At 46.6% G+C, this 16,152-nt stretch carries 12 protein-coding genes; 7 read left to right on the top strand and 5 right to left on the bottom strand.

Features of this window, described 5'->3' with window-relative positions; translation table 11 throughout:
• From AACT21_RS14515 to AACT21_RS14545, 7 genes are all read left to right on the top strand, one after another.
• Positions 1-817 (top strand): ABC transporter ATP-binding protein (locus AACT21_RS14515; RefSeq protein ID WP_094164379.1); only part of this gene is annotated, 817 nt, incomplete at its 5' end.
• Between the two features lie 37 nt (positions 818-854).
• Entirely contained in the window at positions 855-1,847 is a 993-nt protein-coding gene (locus AACT21_RS14520) for an ABC transporter ATP-binding protein (RefSeq protein ID WP_013857643.1), read from the top strand.
• Between the two features lie 147 nt (positions 1,848-1,994).
• Entirely contained in the window at positions 1,995-3,722 is a 1,728-nt protein-coding gene (locus AACT21_RS14525) for a glycoside hydrolase family 9 protein (RefSeq protein ID WP_094164380.1), read from the top strand.
• Complete coding sequence (locus AACT21_RS14530) at positions 3,719-4,594, top strand: N-acetylglucosamine kinase (RefSeq protein WP_013857645.1); 876 nt, start codon at positions 3,719-3,721, stop codon at positions 4,592-4,594. Before AACT21_RS14525 ends, AACT21_RS14530 begins: the two co-directional genes overlap by 4 nt.
• 9 nt (positions 4,595-4,603) lie before the next feature.
• Positions 4,604-6,517, top strand: coding sequence for a beta-N-acetylhexosaminidase (locus AACT21_RS14535; RefSeq protein ID WP_094164381.1), 1,914 nt, complete (start codon positions 4,604-4,606; stop codon positions 6,515-6,517).
• A 93-nt stretch (positions 6,518-6,610) separates the two neighbouring features.
• Complete coding sequence (locus AACT21_RS14540) at positions 6,611-9,016, top strand: GH36-type glycosyl hydrolase domain-containing protein (RefSeq protein WP_029189900.1); 2,406 nt, start codon at positions 6,611-6,613, stop codon at positions 9,014-9,016.
• A gap of 62 nt (positions 9,017-9,078) precedes the next feature.
• Entirely contained in the window at positions 9,079-10,491 is a 1,413-nt protein-coding gene (locus AACT21_RS14545) for a phosphoglucomutase/phosphomannomutase family protein (protein WP_013857648.1), read from the top strand.
• Between the two features lie 106 nt (positions 10,492-10,597).
• Here AACT21_RS14545 and AACT21_RS14550 read toward each other — a convergent pair whose 3' ends face one another.
• From AACT21_RS14550 to AACT21_RS14570, 5 genes are all read right to left on the bottom strand, one after another.
• Positions 10,598-11,626: an ABC transporter ATP-binding protein gene (locus tag AACT21_RS14550; protein WP_017048375.1), complete on the bottom strand. Its 1,029-nt coding sequence runs from the start codon at positions 11,624-11,626 to the stop codon at positions 10,598-10,600.
• A complete protein-coding gene (locus tag AACT21_RS14555; RefSeq protein ID WP_094164382.1) occupies positions 11,626-13,251 on the bottom strand; it encodes an ABC transporter permease in 1,626 nt (541 codons plus the stop codon). The genes AACT21_RS14550 and AACT21_RS14555 overlap by 1 nt, the downstream gene beginning before the upstream one ends.
• A 100-nt stretch (positions 13,252-13,351) precedes the next feature.
• Positions 13,352-14,365, bottom strand: a complete 1,014-nt coding sequence (locus tag AACT21_RS14560; RefSeq protein ID WP_013857651.1) for a Fe(3+) ABC transporter substrate-binding protein — start codon at positions 14,363-14,365, stop codon at positions 13,352-13,354.
• A 140-nt stretch (positions 14,366-14,505) separates the two neighbouring features.
• The gene (locus AACT21_RS14565) at positions 14,506-15,735 is read right to left on the bottom strand and encodes an ammonium transporter (RefSeq protein ID WP_029189899.1); all 1,230 of its coding nucleotides are present in this window, start codon (positions 15,733-15,735) and stop codon (positions 14,506-14,508) included.
• A gap of 27 nt (positions 15,736-15,762) precedes the next feature.
• On the bottom strand, positions 15,763-16,101 hold the full coding sequence (locus AACT21_RS14570) for a P-II family nitrogen regulator (protein ID WP_010317537.1): 339 nt from the start codon (positions 16,099-16,101) through the stop codon (positions 15,763-15,765).
• Positions 16,102-16,152: the final 51 nt, after the last annotated feature.

Genomic DNA, 16,152 nt, shown 5'->3' on the forward strand with positions numbered 1-16,152 from the left:
GCGTCTGCATAAGCCGCCCGCGTTTATTACTGGTGGAGAAGTGATTTTTAATGGTGAAAATATCATTAAATACAGCGATGAACGCATGCAATCCTTTCGCTGGAGCCAAATGTCGATGGTGTTTCAAAGTGCGATGAACGCTTTGAACCCAGTATTGACGATGGAAGAGCAATTTTGTGACGTGATCATGCGCCATACCAACATGACTCGTGAACAAGCTAAACGCCGCGCTGAAGGTTTGTTAGAAATTGTCGATATTCACCCAAGTCGCTTAAACGATTACCCACACCAATTCTCTGGGGGTATGCGTCAGCGCTTGGTGATTGCAATTGCTCTCGCGCTCAATCCTAAAATGATCATTATGGATGAGCCCACTACGGCACTTGATGTGGTTGTCCAACGTGAAATATTGCAAAAAATCTATGCGCTGAAAGAAGAGTTTGGCTTCTCTATCTTGTTCATCACCCATGATTTGTCCTTGATGGTCGAGTTCTCCGATCGGATTGGCATCATGTATTCCGGTGAATTAATTGAAGTGGCTCCTTCTAAACAGATTCTGGAAAGCCCTTTCCACCCTTATACCAAAGGGCTGGGTAGTTCTTTCCCTCCACTGACAGGCCCTAAAACGAAGTTAACTGGAATACCAGGTAACCCGTTGAACTTATTGGATATACCTCAAGGTTGTCGTTTCCAAGCTCGTTGCGATCGCGTACATGAAGCTTGCACCAAAATTCCAACGAGTTTGCGCCAAATAGAGCTTGGACGCTTCTCCAGTTGCCACCTTTACGGTGACCCAATTGCTCAAGTGAAACTGTAGAGCACAAGCTGTATTACAAAAATTTCTGGAGACAATTATGAGCAAAAATTTCGGTGAATTACTGGTTGAGGGGAAAAATCTAGTTAAAGATTTTCCAATCAACAGTAACACCCTAAAACAACCTATGATGCGAGCGATCAACGACGTATCGTTCAAAATGTTCAAAAGCCGCGGCTTGGCTGTCGTGGGTGAATCAGGCTCTGGCAAATCAACAACCGCTAAAATGATTGCCAAAATGTACGCCCCAACATCCGGTGTAATTGAATACAAAGGACGCGATATTTTAGACATCACTTCACGCAGTGACCTGATGCACTATCGTGAAGGCGTCCAGATGGTATGGCAAGATCCGTTTGGCTCACTCAACCCAACTCATACCATTTTTCATCATATTGCTCGTCCACTGCTTATCCATAAAAAAGTGACGTCAGGTAATAAGAGAGAGTTAGAAGAACGCGTTCACGATTTACTGGAACAAGTCGGCCTTATTCCCCCAAAAGAAACTGCCGCGAAATATCCGCACCAGTTGTCTGGTGGACAGCGCCAACGTGTCAACTTAGCGCGTAATATCGCGGTTGGTGCCGAAGTGGTACTGGCTGATGAACCAACCTCCATGTTGGATGTGTCGATTCGTGCGGGTGTTCTCAACCTGATGGAAGAGATGAAATTTGAAAAGCAGATGTCGCTGCTTTATATCACGCACGACATCGCCACCGCACGCTACATCGCCGAAGACTTAGCCGTCATGTACGTCGGACATATGGTGGAATGGGGCGATACCGAAGAGATCATTCACGATCCTCAGCACCCATATACTCAACTATTGGTTTCCGCAGTACCCGATCCTAGTAAATCGATACACGAGAAGCTCAAAGGGAACAAAGGCGAAATTCCACTTTGGACTCCAGTATCAACAGGCTGCCCTTTTGCTGGTCGATGCATGCAGGCGAGTGACAAATGTCGTGAACAACTTCCAGCGGTGACTCAGTTGTCTGATAACCACTTTGTTCGTTGTTACTTATTTGAATAATCACTAACGCACACCTTAAGCGATTGAAGCCGCTGACATAACCTCATCGGCTTCAATACCTTAGGTAAACCTATAAAACAAAGTCAGCACATGCCTCAACTGGTTAAGTGCTGGCGAGAAATCAAAGATCTGGCTTGGAGATGTTTAATGCTGCTACTGATTAACCATATTGGTTATGAGCCACAAGGGCCAAAACAGGCGATACTAATGAGTAACACGCTCCGTGTTTCTTCCGATATCGCCCTGCTTGTTTGTGCAAACAGCCATCAAACGGTGTCGACTTTCGTTGTTGAACCACAAGCTAAAGTCGCACATTGGCATTTAGGTAGCTTTTATACGATCGACTTTTCTCAATACACCACTTCAGGACAGTATTACCTGCGTTTTGAAAATACCCACTCCCCTATTTTTGAAATTGGTGAAGGGATACTGATGAAAAAAACGTTTTCTGATGTATTGCACTACTTCAAATCACAACGTTGTGGTGGCATTTTCGACCAGCAAGATAAGCTCGTACCACTGCTTGGTACATCAACCACTGCCGATGTACACGGTGGCTGGTACGACGCTTCCGGTGACGTCAGTAAGTATCTGAGTCACCTTTCTTACGCCAACTATTTAAACCCTCAACAAACCCCAATGGTGGTTTGGAATATGCTAAAGGGATTGGCACAACTAGAACATCACTCGAGTTTTGCTGCATTTTCTCGCACTCGCCTTAAGGAAGAGGCGTTATTTGGTGCTGATTTTCTGATCCGCATGCAAAACTCCGAGGGGTTCTTTTATACAACGGTCTTTGACAAATGGAGCAAGGACATTAAGCAGCGAGAGATCTGCGCCTATGCCACTCAATCAGGCCACAAGTCTGACGATTATCAAGCCGGATTTCGTCAAGGGGGAGGCATTGCGATTGCCGCTCTTGCGGTGGCAGCACGTTTAGATGTTCACGGTGATTTCACCTCAGAACACTATTTAACAGCGGCAGAGCATGGTTACTGGCATTTAAAAGAAAATAACACGCGCTATCTCGACGATGGCGAAGAGAACATCATTGATGCCTATTGCGCTCTGCTTGCATCGGTTGAGCTCTACCGCTCAACTCATCAAGCAAATTATCTGGTTGAGTGTCGTCTTTGGGCACAAAGGTTATGCGCTTATCAACACAGCGACGCTAACATCGCTCATTATTGGGCAGCCAATAGTGATGCCACTCGTCCTTATTATCACGCCGCCGAAGCTGGGCTACCAGTGATTGCACTGTGCGAATATCTCGAGATTGAAACAGAAGAACACCGCAAACAATCGGTCGTTCAAGTGATTGAGAATGCTTGCCGCTTTGAGCTCACCATCACTCATCAAGTCAGTAACCCATTTGGCTACCCACGCCAATATGTAAAACCTGTGAATGGCGACAAACGCTGCGCATTTTTTGTCGCTCACGACAATGAATCCGGCTACTGGTGGCAAGGCGAAAATGCGCGTTTAGGATCGCTCGCGTGTATGGCTTATCGCGCCCAAGCCTTCGTCAACGCAGATCTGCATGCCCCTTTAACCCGCTTTGCACAAAATGCATTGAACTGGATTATCGGATTAAATCCATACGATATGTGCATGCTCGATGGGCACGGTCGCAACAATCCAGACTACCTACCCCATTTAGGCTTTTTTAACGCCAAAGGGGGAGTGTGTAATGGCATTACAGGCGGTTTTGAAGATGAAGAAGATATCGCTTTTAACCCAGCGAAACAGAAGGATGACATGCTGCAAAACTGGCGTTGGGCTGAGCAATGGATTCCTCATGGTGCTTGGTATCTGCTGGCTATCACAACCCAGTTTTGCCACTTCTCAACACCAGACTTAGAGAGGCAATCATGACTTTTTATTATGTCGGTATTGATGGAGGCGGCACATCATGTCGCGCACGCATCCGCAACGAGCAAGGCGCGCTGTTAGGTGAAGCGAAAAGCGGTAGCGCCAATATTTTATTGGGTGTGGAACTTGCCATGCAGACGATCATTGATGCAATTACTCAAGCGGCGCACCAAAGCGGGCTGACGAAAGAGAATTTTGCTCAGATGCACGTGGGTCTTGCTCTGGCTGGCGCAGAACAAAAATCCGCATGGCATGCGTTTATGTCTCAGACACATCCTTTTGCTTCACTAACGCTCAACACAGATGCTTACGGTGCGTGTATTGGTGCTCATAATGGCGACGATGGCGCAATTATGATCGCGGGAACGGGCTCTTGTGGCCTATTTTTACACGCCGGGCAGCAGCATGTGGTGGGTGGACGAGAGTTTCCCATATCCGATCAAGGCAGTGGTGCCATCATGGGTTTACGCCTAATCCAGCGCGTGCTGCTCATTGCAGATGGCATCGGCGAGCCTTCATTATTAAGCGCTCATGTGATGCAACATTTTAACCACGATGTTGATCAGATTGTCGAATGGTCAAAAAACGCACTCCCACGAGACTATGGCCAGTTCTCTCCCGTTATTTTTTCTCTAGCGCAACAAGGTGATGCGCTGGCGATAGAGCTTCTCAAACAAACCGCGGCAGACATCGAAATGTTTCTTGTCGCTCTTCATAACAAAGGAGCCAAGCGGATCTGCCTCATGGGTAGCATTGCAGAGCGTATCTTGTATTGGCTTTCTCCACCGGTACAGCAGTGGATTGTTCAACCTCAATTCGACGCTATCGAAGGCGCGATTATGTTTGCCGGCAAAGCCGAGCATAATTTGTATTAAGGAATCACTATGAGCTATCGAATTGACTTTGCGGTACTCTCAGAACAGAAGCAATTTTGCCGTTTTGGTTTAACGTTCCATAACTTAAGCGATCAAGACCTAAAAGACTGGTCGTTACATTTTGTGATTGATCGCTTCATTCAGCCAGACAGCATCACCCATGGCAACGTAGTGCAAATAGGCAGTTTCTGCTCATTAACGCCAGATATGACCGTGCTTGCTGCAAACTCACATTTTTACTGTGAATTTAGCATCAAAACCGCCCCTTTCCATTTTTACACTGATGGCGTAAAGCACGCTTTTGTTCAATGCAATGGTGAGCAACCGATCGAACGTCATGATGTGATCGTAACTCCGATTGCTCTCGCCTCGCCTTATCGTGAGCGCAGTGAAATACCCACAACAGAAGCCGCGAGCCTCAGTCTCATTCCATTACCAAACAAGATTGAATCCGGCACAGGGCATTGCACCTTAACAACTTCGAGCCAGATTACCTTGCAATCCACGTGCGCTGAGCAAGCTGCGACTTGGTTACAACAGGAACTCAACCGTATATTTGATTTTCAGCCCAAACCCATTGGCAGCGCTGATATTATCTACCGCACTAACCCGACCTTTGACGAGGGCGCGTATCAACTCAACGTCGATCGTACCGGCATTCGCTTAGAGGCGAGTGGCCATCAAGGCTTTATGTATGCTAGCGCGACCCTGTTGCAGTTGATTCAAGTTCAAGATCAATCGTGGTTAGTCCCCTGCGTCAAAATCAATGATGCGCCACGCTTTAAGTACCGAGGCATGATGCTCGATTGTGCGCGCCATTTTCATGGAATCGAGACAGTTAAGCGGCTTATTAACCAATTAGCGCATTACAAATTCAATACGTTCCATTGGCATTTGACCGATGACGAAGGATGGCGTATCGAAATTAAAGCACTGCCACAACTCACCAAAATCGGTGCATGGCGAGGGATTGATGAAGTGCTCGAACCTCAATACAGCTTGTTAACGCAGCGCCACGGTGGTTTCTATACACAACAAGAGATCAAAGAGGTTATCGCATACGCTCAAGAACGTGGTATCACAGTGATCCCTGAAATTGATGTTCCCGGACATTGCCGCGCCGCGATCAAATCTCTGCCTCATCTGCTGGCCGATAAAGAGGATCAATCACACTATCGCAGCATTCAATATTACAACGATAACGTCCTCTCCCCCGCCCTTGAAGGCACGTATGAGTTCTTAGATATCGTCTTGCAAGAAGTCTCTGAGCTATTTCCATCCCCCTTTATCCATATTGGTGCCGACGAAGTGCCCGATGGGGTCTGGATTAACAGCCCTAAATGTCAACAACTGATGGCTGACAATAGCTATACCGAGGCCAAAGAATTACAAGGACACTTATTACGTTATGCCGAACAAAAACTGCGTACGCTTGGCAAGCGCATGGTCGGCTGGGAAGAAGCACATCATGGCAATAAGGTCAGTAAAGATACCGTTATCTACTCTTGGCTTTCTGAAGCGGCGGCATTGAACTGCGCGAAACAAGGGTTTGATGTAATTTTACAACCCGGTCAGTACACGTATCTGGATATTGCTCAAGATTATGCGCCAGAAGAACCGGGCGTTGACTGGGCTGGTGTTACCCCATTAGAAAAAGCCTATCGCTATGAACCTTTAGCCGAAGTGCCCGAAAACGATCCACTCCGTAAGCGAATTCTCGGTATTCAGTGCGCTTTATGGTGTGAATTAATCAATAACCCACAGCGTATGGAATACATGATTTACCCACGCTTAACTGCACTCGCCGAAGCAGGATGGACCCATAAAGTGCATCGTGATTGGCAAGATTATCTGTCACGGCTCAAAGGACATCTGCCTATGTTGGACAAGCAAGGCATCCGTTACCGAGCACCATGGAAATAAACACAACACTTGGAGTCGGCATTACCTCTCCTTGGTTTTCACTAGCATAATTTTTGGCTGCAAAAGACGCAGTTTGTTTAAAAGGAAATGACAATGAAATACGGCTATTTCGATAACGACAATCGTGAATATGTCATCACACGCCCTGACGTTCCAGCGCCTTGGACCAACTACTTAGGGACAGAAAAATTCTGCACCGTGATCTCTCATAACGCGGGCGGTTACTCTTTTTACAATTCACCAGAATATAACCGTGTTACCAAATTTCGCCCGAACGCTTCTTTTGATCGCCCGGGGCACTATGTTTACTTACGTGACGATGCAACTGGCGACTATTGGTCTATTTCTTGGCAACCCGTAGCAAAAAGCTTAGAAGAAGCGAAGTATGAAGTCCGCCACGGCCTCTCTTACTCCAAATTCAAATGTGAATACAGCGGCATTACTGCCACTAAAACTCTCTTTGTACCGAAAGGCGAAGATGCTGAAATTTGGGATGTCGTCATTAAAAACGATTCCACTGAGACTCGCACTATCAGCGCTTTTTCGTTTGTTGAATTCTCTTTTAGTCACATTCAATCCGATAACCAAAACCATCAGATGTCGCTTTACTCTGCAGGTACCGCTTATCACGCGGGTGTGATTGAGTACGATCTTTACTACAACACCAATGATTTCGAAGGCTTTTACTACTTAGCCTCGACGTTTGATCCAGACTCTTATGATGGACAACGCGATACCTTCCTCGGCTTGTATCGTGACGAAGCCAATCCCATTGCAGTAGAACGTGGTCACTGCTCGAACAGCGCGCAAACCTGCTACAACCATTGCGGTTCGCTGCACAAACAATTTGTGATCCAACCGGGCGAGGAAGTTCGCTTTGCTTATATTTTGGGAATTGGTAAAGGCAATGGCGCGCGTTTGCGTGCTAAGTACCAAGACTTGGCTAATGTCGATGCTGCTTTTGCTGGGATCAAAGCGCATTGGGATGAACGTTGTGCGAAATTCCAAGTAAAATCACCGAATGAAGGCCTTGATACCATGATCAACACTTGGACGCTTTATCAAGCGGAAACGTGTGTGGTGTGGTCTCGCTTTGCCTCTTTCATTGAAGTGGGCGGTCGTACTGGCCTTGGTTACCGTGATACGGCGCAAGATGCCATTTCAGTACCGCACGCAAACCCGAAGATGACCCGTAAACGCTTGGTTGATCTGCTTCGTGGTCAAGTCAAAGCGGGCTATGGCCTACACCTATTTGATCCTGACTGGTTTGATCCGGAAAAAGCGGATGTCAAACCATCAAAATCACCAACCGTTGTACCAACGCCAAGTGATGAAGATAAGATCCATGGCATTGAAGATACCTGTTCTGACGATCATCTCTGGCTCGTTCCAACCATCTGTAAATACGTGATGGAAACGGGTGAAACATCCTTCTTTGATGAAGTGATCCCTTACGCCGATGGTGGTAATGCAACGGTTTACGAACACATGAAGGCGGCGCTTAACTTCTCGGCAGAATACGTAGGGCAAACAGGTATCTGCAAAGGCTTACGCGCTGACTGGAACGACTGCTTGAACTTAGGTGGTGGCGAATCATCTATGGTTTCTTTCCTCCACTTTTGGGCGCTGCAAGAGTTTATCGACCTTGCAAAATACCGTGACAATGCAGAGGATGTTGCGAAATATACCGAAATGGCGGCGAACGTACGTGAAGCTTGTGAAACTCACCTTTGGGATGAAGAAGGCGGCTGGTATATCCGTGGCCTGACGAAAAATGGCGACAAGATAGGAACCGCTCAGCAAACTGAAGGTCGAGTTCATCTTGAATCAAACACACTCGCCGTCTTATCGGGCGCAGTGTCGCAAGAGCGTGGTGAAAAAGCGATGGATGCCGTTGATGAGAATCTATTCTCCGAATACGGTCTACATCTGAACGCACCTTCCTTCTCAACCCCTAATGATGACATCGGTTTCGTTACTCGTGTTTATCAAGGTGTTAAAGAAAATGGCGCTATTTTCTCACATCCAAACCCTTGGGCATGGGTTGCAGAAACGAAGCTTGGCCGTGGTGATCGAGCCATGAAGTTCTACGACGCATTAAACCCTTATAACCAAAACGACATCATTGAAAAGCGCGTTGCCGAACCTTACTCATACGTGCAGTTCATTATGGGACGTGATCACCAAGATCACGGCCGTGCGAACCATCCATGGTTAACAGGTACGTCTGGTTGGGCCTACTTTGCCGTCACCAACTTCATTTTGGGTGTTCGTGTCGGTTTTGATGGCCTCGTCGTCGACCCATGCATTCCTACCAATTGGCCTGGTTTTGAAGTCACTCGCCAATGGCGCGGCGCGACTTACAACATCACAGTGCAAAACCCGAACTCCGTCAGTAAAGGGGTGAAAACAATCACAGTGAATGGCGAAGCAGTAGAAGGCGTGATTCCTGTCATGGCACAAGGCAGTGTCAACGATGTAGTGGTTATTCTCGGTTAACGCGATTTGGGCCTCAGCGCGAAGGAGCTGAGGCTCAACATTCGTCCCACAAGGATTTTATTATGATCAAATTTGGTACAGGTGGCTGGCGCGCCTTTATTGGTGAAGAGTTTACCAAAGACAACGTCTGTCTAGTGGCTCAATCACTTGCCAACATCATTAACCACGAAAATGTGGCTAACAACGGGTTCGTTATCGGCTACGACCGCCGCTTTCTTTCTGACAAAGCCGCACGTTGGTTTGCGCAAGTCTTAGCAGCGAATGGCGTGGTGGTAAGCTTTATCGATAAGTTTGTTCCTACCCCTATTGTGATGTTCAAGGCCAAAGAAATGAATTGCGCCTATTCGGCGTGTATTACGGCATCCCACAACCCTGCGGACTACAACGGCATTAAAGTGTTCATTGAAGGTGGACGAGACGCTGATGAGGTGATCACGCAAAAGATTGAACAACAAATCGCGTCACTGACGCTTGCCGATGTAAAACACGTCGAATTTGAACAAGCGCTGCAAGATAAATCGATCGTCATCATCAATCCAATGAATGAGTTTGTCGATTCAATCATCAACTTTATCGACATTGAAGCGATCAAAAAAGCCAACCTACGTGTGTTGATTGACCCTATGTTTGGCGTCGCGAAAAATGCATTGCAGACGGTTTTGATCAATGGCCGCTGCGATGTGGATGTGATCAATGATGGCAAAAACCCCGATTTTGGCGGTTTAATGCCTTCCCCTAATGCAGCGACTCTTTATCGTCTCAAACATTTAGTGGCCGCAGAAGGTTACGATATTGGGATAGGTACCGACGGTGATGCAGACCGACTTGGTATTATTGATGAGAAAGGCAACTTCATCCATCCTAATGAAGTACTGATCCTGCTTTACTACTACCTGCTTGAATATAAGGGCTGGAAAGGATCCGTGGTGCGTAACATCGCCACCACCCACCTACTGGATAAAATTGCCGCTGACCACGATGAGAAAAGTTTTGAAGTCCCCGTTGGCTTTAAACACATCAGCTCACAAATGGAAGCGGATGATTCACTGATTGGTGGTGAAAGCTCCGGCGGTTTAACCATTCGTGGACACATCAAAGGTAAAGATGGGGTTTTTGCATCGAGTTTGTTGGTTGAAATGATCAGCGTGACAGGTAAAAAACTCTCCGAATTACTGGGGGAGATTTACGCGAAATACGGTTACGCCTACACCGCAGAAGGTGACTGCAAATTTAAAGCCGCACAAAAAGAGTCGTTGTATAACAAAATTTACGTTGAGAAACAGTTGCCTCAATTTGAGTATGAGATTGAGAAAGTCAGTTACGAAGACGGAGCCAAAGTCTACTTCAAAAACGGCGGCTGGGTTATTGCTCGTTTCTCTGGTACTGAACCATTGCTACGCATTTTTGCCGAAATGGCGGATAAAGACACTGCAGAACGTGTTCTTCAACAGGTGAAAGATTTTCTATCGTTATAGCTTTTACCCACTTCGACTCAAATTTGAGTCGCTATACCCGCACAGTATGAAGAGGTTGTAGGTATATCGATGAAGAACACTTGCCCGGCGTCACGCCGGGCTTTTTTTAAAAAGCCAACACACCTTGCGTATCAATACTGACTGCAACATTTTGCCCAACGCTCAACGGCTGTGAAGAACTCGCCAGCAACTTACTGCCATACGCATCAATCACATAACGGCAGTGATCGCCCATAAATTGCTGCTCTAACACGCGGACTTTGCTCTCTTGCTGCGCACTAATTTGAATGTGTTGTGGCCGCAGTAGTAATTCGCATTTAGCTTCAAGCTCAATGGGTTGCTGAGCTTTGGCGTCAACCACACCTAAATCGGTCTCAAATTGCCATTCTGAAATTCGTTTGGCGCTTAAGTAACTTCCACCACCTAAGAAATCGGCCACAAATTTACTCGACGGTTGGTAGTACAGCTCTGATGCGGTGCCATATTGCTCAATGACACCGTGGTTCATTACCGCCATTTTATCAGCAAAAGCAAAAGCTTCTTCGCGGCTATGGGTCACAAAAATAGCCGTCACACCCTGCTTTTTAAAAATGTTGCGAATTTCACCGATCAACTCATGGCGAACTTGGGTATCGATGTTGGAAAACGGCTCATCAAGCAGTAGCAGATCCGGTTTATACGCCAAGGAGCGAGCAATCGCCACTCGCTGCTGCTGCCCACCTGATAGTTGATGAGGATAACGATCCCCCAGCTCCGCTAAATGCACTAATGCCAACATCTCTTCGACTTTTGCTTTGCGCTCGGTTTGAGAGAGTTGACGCAATCCAAACGCGATATTTTCCGCAACAGTTAAGTGAGGAAATAGCGCATAATCTTGGAAAATCATCCCTATGTTTCGCGCTTCCGGTGGCAACCAATGTTGACCATCGTCAATCGTCACACAATTAAGGCTCATCACCCCAGAGCTAAGCGGCAGCAAACCCGCAATAGCTTTCAATAAGGTCGTTTTCCCACAACCACTTGCTCCTAATAAACAGACGATTTCTCCCTGTTTGACTTCCAGCGACAGTGATTGTAAAACCGTTTGGTTTTCATATTTGCAAGTCAAATCATGGATAGACAGCGCACAACTCATCAGTGATTTTGCTCCAGTGAACGGTTAACGACGATAAGCGGAATTAAACCAACCGCGACCAAGAGTATCGCAGGCAAAGCAGCCACTTCTAATTGTTCATCCGATGCGTAGTTATAAACATAGGTCGCCAAGGTTTCGAAATTGAACGGACGCAATAACAAAGCGGCATTCAGCTCTTTCATTGACTCAATAAACACCAACAACCCAGCGATAAGCGTACCACGGCGGATCAATGGCAGATGAACTCGCCACAGCATAGCGTTCGATCGATAACCCATAGTTCGAGCCGCCATATCCAAAGAAGGTGAGACTTTATTAAGGCTACTTTCTATGCTACCAATCGCCACGGCCGAAAAACGCACCACTAAAGCAAAAATAATAGCAAACATCGAACCAGAAAAGATAAGACCCGGTCGCCCCCACTGCATCGCTTTAGCAACATCATTGACCCAATGATCCATAAACAGCACCGGAACCATCACACCAATCGCTAGCACGGTTCCGGGAACTGCATACCCCATAGAAGACAAGCGCATAAATGCTAAAGTCACCCCGTTGGCGTTCAACCGATGGCAAAAATTCACGACCAAAGCAATCAACACCGCCACCAGCGCTGTCGTCAACGAAACCGTTAAGCTATTGATCGCAAAGTCTTGGAACTCCGAAGTCCAACTTTTCGCAAAATAGTGATAAGCGAATGAGACCAACTGCAATAAAGGCAGAAGAAACGCGAGCGCAACTAGCCCCCAACACCAACACAAAGCGGCCCATTTTTTCCACCCTTGCAACTGATAGCGAAAATCTTCATGGCTGTTAAATTGGCTTTGAAATAATTTCTGTTTACGACGGCTATAGCGCTCTGCGCTCAGCAGTAATAATACAATCACCAACATGATGGCGGATATTTTCGCTGCCGCATTCAAATTAGAATAACCGAGCCAAGTGTCATACACCGCAGTCGTTAGGGTATTAACGGCAAAGTAACTCACCGTACCAAAATCTCCCACCGTTTCCATCGCCACTAAGGAGAGGCCAACCGCCATCGCGGGCCGTGCAAGCGGTAGTGAAATCAGACGAAAACTCTGCCACGGAGAGCATTTTAATAGACGAGCGGATTGCAATAAGGAGACGTTCTGTTCCATGAATGCTGCACGGCACAGTAGGTAAACATATGGATAAAGCACCAGCGCAAGCACAATGCTTGCCCCGCCCAAACTGCGAATGTCGGGAAACCAGTAATCACCTGCGCCCCAACCCGTAAGATCTCTAAGTAACACTTGCACTGGGCCTGCGTAGTCAAACCAACCGGTAAAGATGTAACCAATAATGTAGCCGGGCATCGCAAGTGGTAACACCAAAGCCCATTGTAAAATGCGTTCGGTAGGCAGCTTACACATCGCCATTAACCAAGCACTGGGAATGCCAAATAGCAAAGAAAGCCCCATCACACTGAACGTTAATACGACGGTATTAAAGGTATAGGTGGGCATCACGGTTGACATGAGATGAGAAAAAACCTCATCACTTTGTCCCGCAGCGGTAATAAAGATGGCTAAGATCGGCAAAACCAGTAGCACAGTGACACTGGCACTACTGGTTTTCCATAATGTATTTTTTTCTTTCATTGCCTAATTACAATAAGGCTTACTGACACATAAATGCGTTTGCAAATACATCTCATGCCCCTTCAATAGAATAGGGGCACTGTTATACCCCTAGAACCGATTAAAGGTCAAATTTCACTTCATCAAGCAGCTTAATTGCCGCGGCATGATTGTCGGCAATTTTTTCGAGCGGCAGTGGATCCGCTTTAAAATCACCCCATGAAGCGACTAGTGCAGAACGCTCAACACCTGCTTTTACTGGGTATTCAAAGTTGACGTCAGCGTACATGTGCTGTGCTTTATCGCTGGTCAAAAACTCCATCAGCTTAACTGCGTTTTCTTTGTTAGGCGCGTACTTCGCCATCGCCATACCACTCACGTTAACATGCGTGCCTTGCGCATTCTGGCCGGGGAAGTTGATGTAGACGGCTTCAGCCCATGATTTTTGCTTCTCATCAGCTAACATTTTCCCTAAATAATAGCTATTACCCAATGAGACATCACACAAACCTTCTTTAATCGCTTTAACTTGGTCACGATCATTACCTTGAGGCTTACGTGCTAAATTTGCTTTGACACCTTCAAGCCAAACTTTAGTGCTCGCTTCGCCTTGCTCTGCAATCATGGATGCAACCAGCGCCACGTTGTAAGGGTGCTTACCACTACGAGTACAGATTTTGCCTTTAAATTCAGGCTTCGCGAGGTCAGCGTAGTTGAAGTCATCACCCAGCTTGCCTACGCGATCGCGTGATGAGTAGACGCTACGGGTACGTATTGTTAGTGCAAACCACTCATCTGCGCTATCGCGATATTGGGCAGGAATGTTAGTTTCAATGGTTTTGTTATCCACCGCTTGGACTAAACCTTTTTCAGATAACTCAAAAAGACGGCTAAATTCTGAGGTTAAAATCACGTCAGCAGGGCTGTACTCACCCTCTTGTACCAATTTCTCAGCAATCCCTTCTTTCGCAAACTTCACATTCACTTTAATGCCCGTTTGTTGAGTGAACTCTTTAAACATCGGCTCAATCAAAAATGGTTGGCGGTATGAGTAAACGTTGACCTCCTCTGCCGCCATCGCGCTCGGAGCCATCACACTACATGCCATCGCAGACAGAGTAAGCAGTTTCTTCATTTCTAGTTCCCTTTAAAATTGGTAATGATAATGTTTATCAGTTTCGTTATTATATTGATGATAGATTGAAAAACAATTCAATCTATAAAAAAACCTGCCTTAATCGGCAGGTTTTTAGGTAGGTTATCTGTAAGGAAATATTACTTTATTGTCACGAATTCTGGGTAGGCCCCCACCCCACAGTCGTGCATATCCATCCCTTCTAATTCTTCTTCTTCCGAAACTCGAATGCCTATCGTTGCCTTCAGAATGCCCCAAACCACAAGACTTGCACCAAATACCCAAGCGAAAATTACTGCGGCTCCAAGTAGTTGAGCGCCAAAAGTCGCATCAGTATTGCTGATTGGCACAACCATTAAACCGAACAAACCACATACGCCATGTACCGAAATTGCGCCCACAGGATCGTCAATTTTCACTTTATCAAGGGCAATAATGCTAAACACCACTAACACACCCGCTACAGCACCAATCGCTACCGCATACAATGGTGATGGAGAGAGAGGATCAGCGGTAATGGCCACTAACCCGGCCAACGCACCGTTAAGCACCATGGTTAGATCCGCTTTACCCCAAGTGGTTTTACACACTAATAAAGCCGCGATAGAACCCGCTGCTGCAGCGGCATTGGTGTTGAGGAAAATCTGACCAACCGCTGTCGCATTTTCAAAATCAGACAGCATTAGTTGTGAACCACCGTTAAAACCAAACCAGCCAAACCACAGGATAAATGTACCCAAAGTCGCAAGTGGCATGTTGGAGCCCGGAATAGGGTAAATTTCACCATTTTTACCGTATTTACCTTTACGTGCTCCCAACAAGATGACCCCAGCTAGCGCCGCCGATGCACCCGCTAAGTGAACAATACCAGAGCCGGCAAAATCACTGAAACCGGCAGCAGAAAGAAAGCCACCGCCCCAAGTCCAATAGCCTTCCATTGGGTAAATAAATGCGGTCAAAATGACGGAAAAAATAAGGAACGACCACAATTTCATTCGCTCAGCGACAGCGCCAGAAACCACCGACATCGCGGTTGCAACAAACACCACTTGGAAGAAAAAGTCTGATTCAAGGGAGTGATCCGCGCCTTCTGCTTGGCTACCCATCAAGGAGCCGAATGAAGGCAGCCAGCCTGCTTCTGCGTTATCAACATACATAATGTTGTAACCAACCACTAAATACGTGGTACAGGCAATCGCGTACAAACAAAAGTTTTTGGTTAAAATTTCAGTGGTGTTTTTAGAACGGACTAAACCCGCCTCTAGCATGGCAAAGCCAGCCGCCATCCACATCACCAACGCACCCGAAATCAAGAAAAAAAACGTATCGAGTGCGTAACGTAGCTCTGTTACCGTTGCTGCTAATTCCATAATGGTTATCTCCAATCCTTTGAATCTTTACAGTGCTTCACTGTCCATTTCGCCAGTACGAATACGCACAGCTTGGCTGAGGTCATACACAAAAATTTTTCCGTCACCAATTTTTCCGGTGTGCGCCGCTTTGATAATCGCCTCTATCACGCGATCGACATTTTCAGCTTGTGTCGCTATTTCTAATTTCACTTTAGGCAGAAAATCGACTTGATATTCCGCGCCTCGGTAGAGCTCGGTGTGCCCTTTTTGGCGACCAAAGCCTTTCACTTCGGAAACCGTCATCCCTTCGATGCCGACATCGGCCAAAGCTTCACGCACATCGTCTAACTTAAATGGTTTAATTATCGCGTTGATCAGTTTCATTGCATCCTCTCACAAGCAGTAGTCCGTTTACGATCAATACAATCCAAGCTG

The organism is Vibrio sp. V08_P9A1T1 (assembly GCF_963874405.1).
Lineage (GTDB): Bacteria > Pseudomonadota > Gammaproteobacteria > Enterobacterales > Vibrionaceae > Vibrio > Vibrio anguillarum.

Bases quoted from the DNA above. Each gene is read 5' to 3' on its own strand.
- AACT21_RS14550 (WP_017048375.1), bottom strand. From the start codon at position 11,626: ATGAGTTGTGCGCTGTCTATCCATGATTTGACTTGCAAATATGAAAAC.
- AACT21_RS14570 (WP_010317537.1), bottom strand. From the start codon at position 16,101: ATGAAACTGATCAACGCGATAATTAAACCATTTAAGTTAGACGATGTG.
- AACT21_RS14565 (WP_029189899.1), bottom strand. From the start codon at position 15,735: ATGGAATTAGCAGCAACGGTAACAGAGCTACGTTACGCACTCGATACG.
- AACT21_RS14545 (WP_013857648.1), top strand. From the start codon at position 9,079: ATGATCAAATTTGGTACAGGTGGCTGGCGCGCCTTTATTGGTGAAGAG.
- AACT21_RS14555 (WP_094164382.1), bottom strand. From the start codon at position 13,251: ATGAAAGAAAAAAATACATTATGGAAAACCAGTAGTGCCAGTGTCACT.
- AACT21_RS14560 (WP_013857651.1), bottom strand. From the start codon at position 14,365: ATGAAGAAACTGCTTACTCTGTCTGCGATGGCATGTAGTGTGATGGCT.
- AACT21_RS14530 (WP_013857645.1), top strand. From the start codon at position 3,719: ATGACTTTTTATTATGTCGGTATTGATGGAGGCGGCACATCATGTCGC.
- AACT21_RS14525 (WP_094164380.1), top strand. From the start codon at position 1,995: ATGCTGCTACTGATTAACCATATTGGTTATGAGCCACAAGGGCCAAAA.
- AACT21_RS14540 (WP_029189900.1), top strand. From the start codon at position 6,611: ATGAAATACGGCTATTTCGATAACGACAATCGTGAATATGTCATCACA.
- AACT21_RS14535 (WP_094164381.1), top strand. From the start codon at position 4,604: ATGAGCTATCGAATTGACTTTGCGGTACTCTCAGAACAGAAGCAATTT.
- AACT21_RS14520 (WP_013857643.1), top strand. From the start codon at position 855: ATGAGCAAAAATTTCGGTGAATTACTGGTTGAGGGGAAAAATCTAGTT.